6 protein-coding genes are annotated in these 5,781 nt (G+C 52.1%); 1 reads left to right on the forward strand and 5 read right to left on the reverse strand.

Annotated features, from left to right (window positions below; genetic code table 11):
* Together ACODSV_RS35820 and ACODSV_RS35825 are read right to left on the reverse strand one after the other, a co-directional pair.
* Window positions 1–1,519, reverse strand: a 1,519-nt coding sequence (locus ACODSV_RS35820) for a copper resistance system multicopper oxidase (protein WP_489047479.1), incomplete at its 3' end; no start/stop codon positions are given.
* A gap of 177 nt (window positions 1,520–1,696) precedes the next feature.
* Entirely contained in the window at window positions 1,697–1,903 is a 207-nt protein-coding gene (locus ACODSV_RS35825) for a co-regulatory protein PtrA N-terminal domain-containing protein (RefSeq protein ID WP_019821302.1), read from the reverse strand.
* A gap of 386 nt (window positions 1,904–2,289) precedes the next feature.
* Between ACODSV_RS35825 and flgB the strand changes: the two genes are divergently transcribed.
* Window positions 2,290–2,703: a flagellar basal body rod protein FlgB gene (gene flgB / locus ACODSV_RS35830; protein ID WP_008437437.1), complete on the forward strand. Its 414-nt coding sequence runs from the start codon at window positions 2,290–2,292 to the stop codon at window positions 2,701–2,703.
* Between the two features lie 30 nt (window positions 2,704–2,733).
* On the opposite strand, the gene ACODSV_RS35835 is transcribed toward flgB, so the two are convergent.
* From ACODSV_RS35835 to ACODSV_RS35845, 3 genes are all read right to left on the reverse strand, one after another.
* The gene (locus ACODSV_RS35835) at window positions 2,734–2,934 is read right to left on the reverse strand and encodes a heavy-metal-associated domain-containing protein (RefSeq protein ID WP_008437435.1); all 201 of its coding nucleotides are present in this window, start codon (window positions 2,932–2,934) and stop codon (window positions 2,734–2,736) included.
* Window positions 2,935–3,045: 111 nt separating this feature from the next.
* Complete coding sequence (locus tag ACODSV_RS35840) at window positions 3,046–5,403, reverse strand: heavy metal translocating P-type ATPase (protein WP_024073349.1); 2,358 nt, start codon at window positions 5,401–5,403, stop codon at window positions 3,046–3,048.
* A 2-nt stretch (window positions 5,404–5,405) separates the two neighbouring features.
* The gene (locus ACODSV_RS35845) at window positions 5,406–5,651 is read right to left on the reverse strand and encodes a DUF2933 domain-containing protein (protein WP_032899631.1); all 246 of its coding nucleotides are present in this window, start codon (window positions 5,649–5,651) and stop codon (window positions 5,406–5,408) included.
* Window positions 5,652–5,781: the final 130 nt, after the last annotated feature.

The raw sequence follows: 5,781 nt of genomic DNA on the forward strand, positions 1-5,781 counted from the left end.
TTTTCAAGTCGGAGTAAGTGAGCACTCGACGACCATTGTTCCGCAAGCCTATGCCCGGATCACTTAGCTTTGGCGTTGGATTCATGGCTTGCATATCAACCAGGGGATTGTTGGTTTCAGAGGCAGGGTGTGTCTGCATTTCTCCACCCATACCACCCATGCCAGCCATCCCTGACATATCACCATTGCCCATCCCAGCCATCTTGCTGTGATCCATGCCCGCCATGTTAGTCATGTCACCGCTGTCCATGCCGGTCATCCCGGTCATGTCACTTTGGTCCATACCGGTCATCTTGCTGTGGTCCATGCCCGCCATGCCCGCCATGCCGGACATGTCACCTGGTGTCTTCTCTGCGCCGCCCATACCAGCCATGCTGCCATGGTCCATACCAGCCATACCGCCCATCCCCATGTCATCCATAGTGACGATTGGACGTGGATCTATAGCAGGTACCTGAGCAACTAGCCCTTCACGAAGAGCGAGGGTTCCGCGTGCATAACCCGTCCGATCCATAGACTGGGCGAAGATGGTGTAAGCCTCTTCACTGGCAGGCTCTACGATCACGTCATACGTTTCAGCTACGGCGATGCGGAATTCGTCAACACTCACTGGGTTGACGTGTTGGCCGTCGGCGGCCACAACGGTCATTTTCAAACCAGGAATGCGGACGTCGAAATAGCTCATCGCCGAGCCGTTGATAAAGCGTAGTCGTAGCTTCTCACCCGGCTTGAAAATACCGGTCCAGTTACCGTTTGGCGCCTGGCCATTCATGAGATAGGTGTAAGTATCTGCGCTGACGTCTCCAAGGTCGGTTGGGCTCATGTTCATTTCAGCCCACATCTTCCTGTCAGCTACTGTAGCTGACCAACCTTGCTTACTGACATCGTCGATAAAATCACCAACGGTGCGTTTATGGTGGTTGTAGTAGCCCGACTGTTTCTTAAGCTTGGCCATGACGCGACTAGGATCTTCATCGGTCCAATCAGTCAACATCACCACATAGTCGCGGTTGTATTGAAAAGGTTCAGGCTCTTTCGAGTCGATAACGATTGGCCCGTAAACCCCTGCCTGCTCCTGTAAGCCCGAGTGGCTGTGGTACCAGTACGTACCATTCTGATGAACCTTGAACTTGTACTCGTACATGCCGTCGGGTGCGATGCCATGGAAACTCAAGCCAGGTACACCGTCCATATTGGCCGGCAGAATGATCCCGTGCCAATGGATTGAGGTGTCTTGGTCCAGGCGGTTTTTTACACGCAGGGTGACTGTCTCTCCTTCGCGCCAACGCAGCAAAGGTCCTGGCAATGATCCATTGATGGTCATGGCTGTTCGCGGCGAGCCGGTAATGTTTACAGGTGTTTCACCAATAAACAGATCAAATTCATTGCCGGTGAGTACGCTCGGCAGACCTGGACTTGTCACCGCCCATACTGGAGTGCGCCAAAGGCCAAAGCCGCCGAGAATGCCACCAGCGGCCAAGCCTTTTACGAATGTCCGTCTAGAGGTTTTGGAATGCATGCCGTTTATTTCCAATCAGTCAAAAGGGAAGCCGTGCGAAACAACCGATCATGAGTTGCCCGGATCAGCTTTGCCCACCGTCACAAAAGACAAACTCTTACGGCAAGCGAGCTCAGAAATTGCCACATTTAAACCACCGCAGTGATTACATTTCTGTCAGCTTGGAGGGCTAGCTATTTAGCAATTCTTGTGATCCATCGCCTTGGCTTTGCTTTCAGCGACGGGATGTTGGGCATTTTGCGTTTGAGCTACTCGGTACGATTCCATCGAATTATTCCTGGCCACTTCCATGCGTGCGAAAGTCCGGTCACCACCCCCTTCAGCCATAGCCAAAGAAGAGACGGTCAGAGCCGCGATGACGAACAAGGTTTTGATAGGGTTCATTTGGGGGGCCTCGGATGATTATTGGTGACCCCTGAATCCACATCAGTCGTTGACTCTAGGGGGTGAGCTTGAGGCTCAATAGGACTATAAGACTCATCCCCTGTCAGGAAGCTTAGGCCAATATTACAGTTGTGTCAGGTTGCGATATTTCTCTTGAGATGCAGAGTGATTAGTCCGTAAGGTCTAAGCTATCCAACGACACATAACCTCCATCCACCATCTAAAATTTACCTGTGCGGCGTTGTAAGTTTCCGGTCACTGCACGATGGCGTGGCGTTTTTTGAGTTTTTCGCTGAAATCATACATCGGCTCGGACGCACTACGTTAAGCACTTGAGTGTTCGATAGGTGGGAATTAAATGGCAGCGTAACTAAAGGTGGCCACCGGTGAGTATTAATTTTGACAAAGCGCTTGGCTCCGCAGAAAGAGCATTACGTTTTCGCAGCCAACGAGCTGAGGTACTTAGCAATAATATCGCTAATGCCGACACTCCTAACTTTAAGGCCAGGGACTTGGACTTTTCTGCTGTACTGGCTAGCCAAACAAAAGGAGGTTTGGCTACTCCGTTCTCTTTAAAAACAACAAACCCAAAACATATTGCCGTAAACGAATTAGTAAGTGATATTCACGGCGGTGCTTTGCTTTACAGTACGCCGAACCAACCTTCCATTGATCAAAATACTGTGGATCAACAGGTCGAGGTCGCAAAGTATACGGAAAATGAAATTCATTTCGAAACCGCCTTTACTAGATTAAATGGAGCATTTAAGGGGCTACTTAAAGCTCTGCGAGGTGAATAATAAACTTTACCCAGCGAGGGAATCAGCGCCTCAGGCGCTGATTTGGGAAGGGAAACCGAGTGCTTCGACAGTTTTACGGACTTGCTCTGGGTTTTCACTGCTTTCAACGCTTACCTTACCTGCTGCGCGATCCACGGAAATCATAGCCTCGCTGTCCAGTGACTGAATTGCTTTGGTGATTTTGCTGACGCAGCTACCGCAACCAATGCCTGATACGTTTAAGACGAACATGGTTATTCCTCTTGTGCTGAGCAGTCTATTTTCACCGCAACAACAAGATCAACGTTGACACCACGGTAAGGTCAAGAGTTATGTATAGCGGGCTGTGAGCATCGGTTACGCTCATTCAATTCGGGTATTCCTCAGCCTCAAAGCATTGAAAACTACAGACGCAGAACTGACGCTCATGGCTAACGCAGCAATCATTGGAGACAGAAGGTGCCCCGTCAGTGGATAGAGCAGGCCTGCGGCGAGGGGAATACCCATTGAGTTGTAAAGGAAGGCGAACCCCAAGTTTTGCCGCATGTTTTTTACCGTTGCAACCGAAAGTGCCCGTGCCCGTAAAATCCCCATCAGGTCGCCTTTTACCAGCGTGAGCTGCGCGCTATTCATCGCGACGTCAGTCCCTGTACCCATGGCAATGCCCACATCTGCTCGCGCCAAGGCCGGTGCGTCGTTGATACCGTCGCCGGCCATGGCAACCTTTCGACCGGATTGCTGGAGGTCCGCCACCAGGCGCTCCTTGTCCTGAGGTTTCACTTCACCATGAACCTCTTCAATACCCATCTCCTTGGCGACAGCACGTGCGGTGGTGAGCCCGTCTCCCGTGGCCATGATGATTTTTACGTTATCAGCCTTAAGCTTGGTGACTGCTTCTTTAGAGGTCGGTTTTATCGGGTCTGAGACCGCTAGTAATCCTGCCAAGACCCCGTCAACTGCTAGATAGATGATGCTGATGCCTTCAAGGCGCAACAACTCTGCACGTTCTTGTAAGACCTTTGTGCTCACGCCGGCAGCTTCCATCAGTGCAGTGTTGCCCAGCTGTACTTTCTTGCCATCAACGAGACCACTCACCCCAATCCCTGAGCCGGACTCAAACGATTCAGGCTTGGTGAGCGCAATATTTTCAGTTCGGGCGTGATCGACGATGGCGTGTGCCAAAGGATGTTCGCTGCCTTGATCAAGGCTAGCGGCCAGTTGAAGCACATCGCGTGGGTTGAAATCTGGTGTGGCCTCCACACTGTGAAATACCGGCCGTCCCTCTGTCAGGGTTCCCGTTTTATCGACAATCAGTGTGTCGATCTTGCAAAGGTTTTCGATGGCACTGGCATCTCTGAACAGCACACCCATACTGGCGGCTTTACCCGTCGAAACCATGATCGACATGGGCGTTGCCAGACCCAGAGCACAGGGACAAGCGATGATAAGCACGGCGACAGCGTTGATCAGGCCGAAGACCCAGCTGGGTTCCGGGCCGAACAGTCCCCAACCTATGAGGGTCAGCAACGCAATCGCGATAACCGCCATCACAAAGTAGCCGGCGATCGAGTCGGCCATTCGTTGCATGGGCGCTTTGGAGCGTTGGGCTAGTGCGACCATTTGTACTATCTGCGACAGCATGGTGTCAGCGCCGACCTTTCGCGCCTCCATCACCAAGCTTCCATGAGTATTAAGCGTGGCACCGATCAGACTATCCCCTGCTCTTTTCATGACCGGCACAGGTTCACCAGTGAGCATGGATTCATCCACCGCACTTTCTCCCTCGAGTACAGAGCCATCAACTGGCACTTTTTCACCAGGTCTGACCCGCAAATGGTCTCCCAAGTGAACATGGGTAAGAGGAATGTCTTCCTCCTGACCATCGGCGTTGATCCTGCGTGCAGTCTTGGGAGATAGGCCAAGAAGGGACTTAATGGCGGCGGAGGTTTGTGACCGTGCTTTGAGCTCAAGAATCTGCCCAAGCAAGGTGAGCGAGATGATGACCGCAGCGGCTTCGAAGTAGACGCCGATGCGTCCATCTTGCATGAAGGTGGTGGGAAAACTTTGGGGAAATAGGGTTGCCGCGACGCTGTAAAGATAGGCTGCGGCAGTACCTAAACCAATCAGAGTCCACATGTTTGGACTGCGATTTCTAACGGATGCTATGCCTCTTACAAAAAAGGGCCAACCTGCCCATAAGGTGACCGGAGTGGCAAGAGCGAACTCGATCCAGTTTTGAACCGAACCATGGAAGATTTGTAATGAGTGACCCGCCATGGCTAGAAGGGCCACCATTACGGTTAAAGGCAGCGACCACCAAAAGCGGCGGGTGAAATCCAGGAGCTCGGGTTTGTCATCGTCATCAAGCGCGGGCATGACGGGCTCTAATGTCATGCCACATTTAGGGCAATTGCCGGGCCCTGGCTGTCTTATTTCCGGGTGCATAGGACAGGTAAACTCAGTGGCTACCTGTAGCGTGGGCTCTATAGCGGCGCTGCTGGGTTCAGCGCTGGGATGATTACCAATGTAGCGTTCTGGATCTGCCCGAAATTTCTCTTGGCATTTCTGGCTACAAAATTGATACGTCTGTCCTTGGTAAGACTCGCCAAATTTACTTGGAGGTATAACCGCCATACCGCACACCGGGTCGCGTAGACCACCGTCATTGGGTGAGGCAGCGTGGGCGGGACCGTGATCGTGGTGGCTCGGTGGAGTGGGCATAGCTATTTCTCTTCCTTGTTGGTTCCTGCCTGATCGCCATGGTCATGTCCGCCATGTCCATGTCCAAAAAAATGCATCAATGGACAGATCAACAGGATGAGGTAGGGCAAATACGGATAAACGTGGGTGAAATGTTCCCGCACCCCGTAAAAGGCACCGATCGCAATGAGCATGATCAGTACAACGCCTGTTTTGCGCCTCCAAAATGGTGGGGAGGTGCTTCCAGCCGGATGCTGATGCTTATCCATGATCTAGACCCCGTGTGTGAGCGTGTTGCTCTGATCTCTGCCTCAGAGCATAGCGAACTCTTGCGTCGACGCGGTTTTAGCGGTCAGTTCAGGCTCACTTCAGGTCAAATTGACCGACCATCCCAGACTG

The sequence above is a fragment of the Pseudomonas sp. FG86 genome, from assembly GCF_057808775.1.